At 68.2% G+C, this 2,295-nt stretch carries 4 protein-coding genes; 3 read left to right on the plus strand and 1 reads right to left on the minus strand.

What is annotated here, in order from left to right; translation table 11 throughout:
- Together N878_RS29090 and orn are read left to right on the plus strand one after the other, a co-directional pair.
- Positions 1–385 (plus strand): trans-aconitate 2-methyltransferase (locus N878_RS29090; protein WP_021444982.1); only part of this gene is annotated, 385 nt, incomplete at its 5' end.
- Positions 386–416: 31 nt separating this feature from the next.
- Positions 417–959: an oligoribonuclease gene (orn, locus tag N878_RS18065; protein WP_021444983.1), complete on the plus strand. Its 543-nt coding sequence runs from the start codon at positions 417–419 to the stop codon at positions 957–959.
- Positions 960–1,050: 91 nt separating this feature from the next.
- Here the strand turns inward: orn and queG are convergent, their stop codons facing one another.
- A complete protein-coding gene (gene queG, locus N878_RS18070) occupies positions 1,051–2,124 on the minus strand; it encodes a tRNA epoxyqueuosine(34) reductase QueG (protein ID WP_021444984.1) in 1,074 nt (357 codons plus the stop codon).
- A gap of 60 nt (positions 2,125–2,184) precedes the next feature.
- On the opposite strand from queG, the gene N878_RS29630 reads away from it, so the two are divergent.
- A partial coding sequence (locus N878_RS29630; protein WP_256218106.1) for a hypothetical protein occupies positions 2,185–2,295 on the plus strand: 111 nt, incomplete at its 3' end.

The raw sequence follows: 2,295 nt of genomic DNA on the forward strand, positions 1-2,295 counted from the left end.
CGTCGACCTCGGTTGCGGCACCGCCGGCACCCTGCTGCACCTGGCGCGGCGCTTCCCGCGCGGACGCTTCGTCGGCGTCGAGAGCGCGCCGCTGCTGTTTCTCCTGGCCTGGCTGCGCTGCCTGGGGCAGGGCAACTGCAGCATCCGCTACGGGAGCCTGTGGCGTACCGAGTTGGCACCGTTCGACGTCGTCTACTGCTTCCTTTCGCCGGTGCCGATGGCGCGCCTGTGGGCCAAGGCGCGGGAGGAGATGGCGCCCGGCAGCTGGTTGATCAGCAACAGCTTCGCCATCCCCGGGGTGGCCCCAAATGCCGTGCGCGAACTGAATCAGGGGCGGCAGACGCAGTTGCTGCTGTGGCAGATCGGCGGCGCCGATATCCGCTAGACTTGCCGCCTGAGCCAAGGAGCCGCACACCATGCAGAACCCCAACAACCTGATCTGGATCGACCTGGAGATGACCGGCCTGGAGCCGGAGCGGGACGTGATCATCGAGATGGCCACCATCGTCACCGACAGCGAACTGAACGTGCTGGCCGAGGGCCCGGTGATCGCCATTCACCAGAGCGACGCGGCGCTGGCCGCGATGGACGAGTGGAACACCCGCACCCACGGCCAGAGCGGCCTGACCCAGCGCGTGCGCGAGAGCCGCATCGACACCGCGGCGGCCGAGGCGCAGACCCTCGCCTTCCTCGAGCAGTGGGTGCCCAAGGGCAAGTCGCCGATCTGCGGCAACAGCATCGGTCAGGATCGGCGCTTCCTCTACAAGTACATGCCCAATCTGGAAGCCTACTTCCACTACCGCTATCTGGACGTCTCGACCCTGAAGATCCTCGCCGGCATGTGGGCGCCGCAGGTCAGGGACAGCTTCCAGAAGACCGCCACCCACCAGGCACTGGACGATATCCGCGAGTCCATCGCCGAGCTGCGTCATTACCGCGAGCATTTCCTCAAGGTCTGAGCCGGGCGCAGGGGGGGGCGCCGGCAGGCTGGCGCTGAGCCTAGCGCAGCCCGGCTGGGGGATGGCGCGTTGGGCTACGGCGCTGCGCGCCTCAACCCAGCCCACGCTCCTGGTGCCGCGCCAGCGCCCACTCGACATGCTCGCGTACCAGTTCCGACGGATGCTCGCGCCTAGCCTGCAATGCCTCCAGCACCGGGATGGTCGAGGGCGCATTGCCCAGGCCGACCGCCAGGTTGCGCAGCCAGCGCTCGTAGCCGGCGCGGCGCAGCGGCGAGCCTTCGGTGCGGGCCAGGAACTCCTCTTCGGTCCACAGGAACAGCTCGGCCAGGCCGGCGTTGTCCAGGCCGTGGCGCGGCTGGAAGTCGCCCTGCACGGTGGGGCGGGCGAAGCGGTTCCACGGACAGACGATCTGGCAGTCGTCGCAGCCGAACACCCGGTTGCCGATGGGCTCACGCAGTTCGACCGGAATCGGCCCCTTCAGCTCGATGGTGAGATAGGAGATGCAGCGCCGCGCATCCAGCACATAGGGGCCGACGAAGGCGGCGGTCGGGCAGATGTCCAGGCAGGCGCTGCAGCGTCCGCAGTGCTCGCTGCCGTGCGGCGCATCGACCGGCAGCGGCAGGTCGACGAACAGTTCGCCGAGGAAGAAATAGCTACCGGCCTTGCGATTGAGCACCAGGGTGTTCTTGCCGATCCAGCCGAGGCCGGCCTGTTCGGCGATGGCCTTTTCCAGCACCGGCGCGCTGTCGACGAAGGCGCGGTAGCCGAACGGCCCTATCGCCGTCTGGATGCGTTCGGCCAGTTGCTGCAGGCGCTTGCGGATCAGCTTGTGGTAGTCGCGGCCCAGCGCGTAGCGCGACACGTAGGCTTTTTCAGGCTCGGCCAGGCGCCGGGCCATCTGCGTATCGCCGGGCAGGTAGTCCATGCGCAGCGACACGACCCGCAGGGTGCCCGGCACCAGCTGCTCCGGGTGCGAGCGTTTGCTGCCGTGGGCGGCCATGTAGTCCATCTCTCCCTGGTAGCCGGCGGCCAGCCAGCGTTCGAGGTGCGCTTCGTGCTCGCCCAGTTCGACACCGGCGATGCCCACCTGCTGGAAGCCCAGCTCGCGGCCCCAGTCCTTGATCGACTGGGCGAGGGCGGGGAGATCGAGGGAAGAAACGGGCATTGCAGGGCAACCGCAGGGGAGGTGGGTATAATTCTGCCAGACATCCGCCACGAGCGAGCCATGCGTCCGACACCTACCCCCTTGCCCTTGACCCTGCACAGTGCCGAACAGGTGCGCGCGCTGGACGCCCGGCTGATCGCCGCCGGCATCCCCGGCTTCGAGCTGATGCAG

Origin of the sequence: Pseudomonas sp. EGD-AK9 (assembly GCF_000465935.2) — a bacterium.
In the GTDB taxonomy this organism is placed as follows: Bacteria; Pseudomonadota; Gammaproteobacteria; order Pseudomonadales; family Pseudomonadaceae; genus Aquipseudomonas.

Bases quoted from the DNA above. Each gene is read 5' to 3' on its own strand.
- queG (WP_021444984.1), bottom strand. From the start codon at position 2,124: ATGCCCGTTTCTTCCCTCGATCTCCCCGCCCTCGCCCAGTCGATCAAG.
- orn (WP_021444983.1), top strand. From the start codon at position 417: ATGCAGAACCCCAACAACCTGATCTGGATCGACCTGGAGATGACCGGC.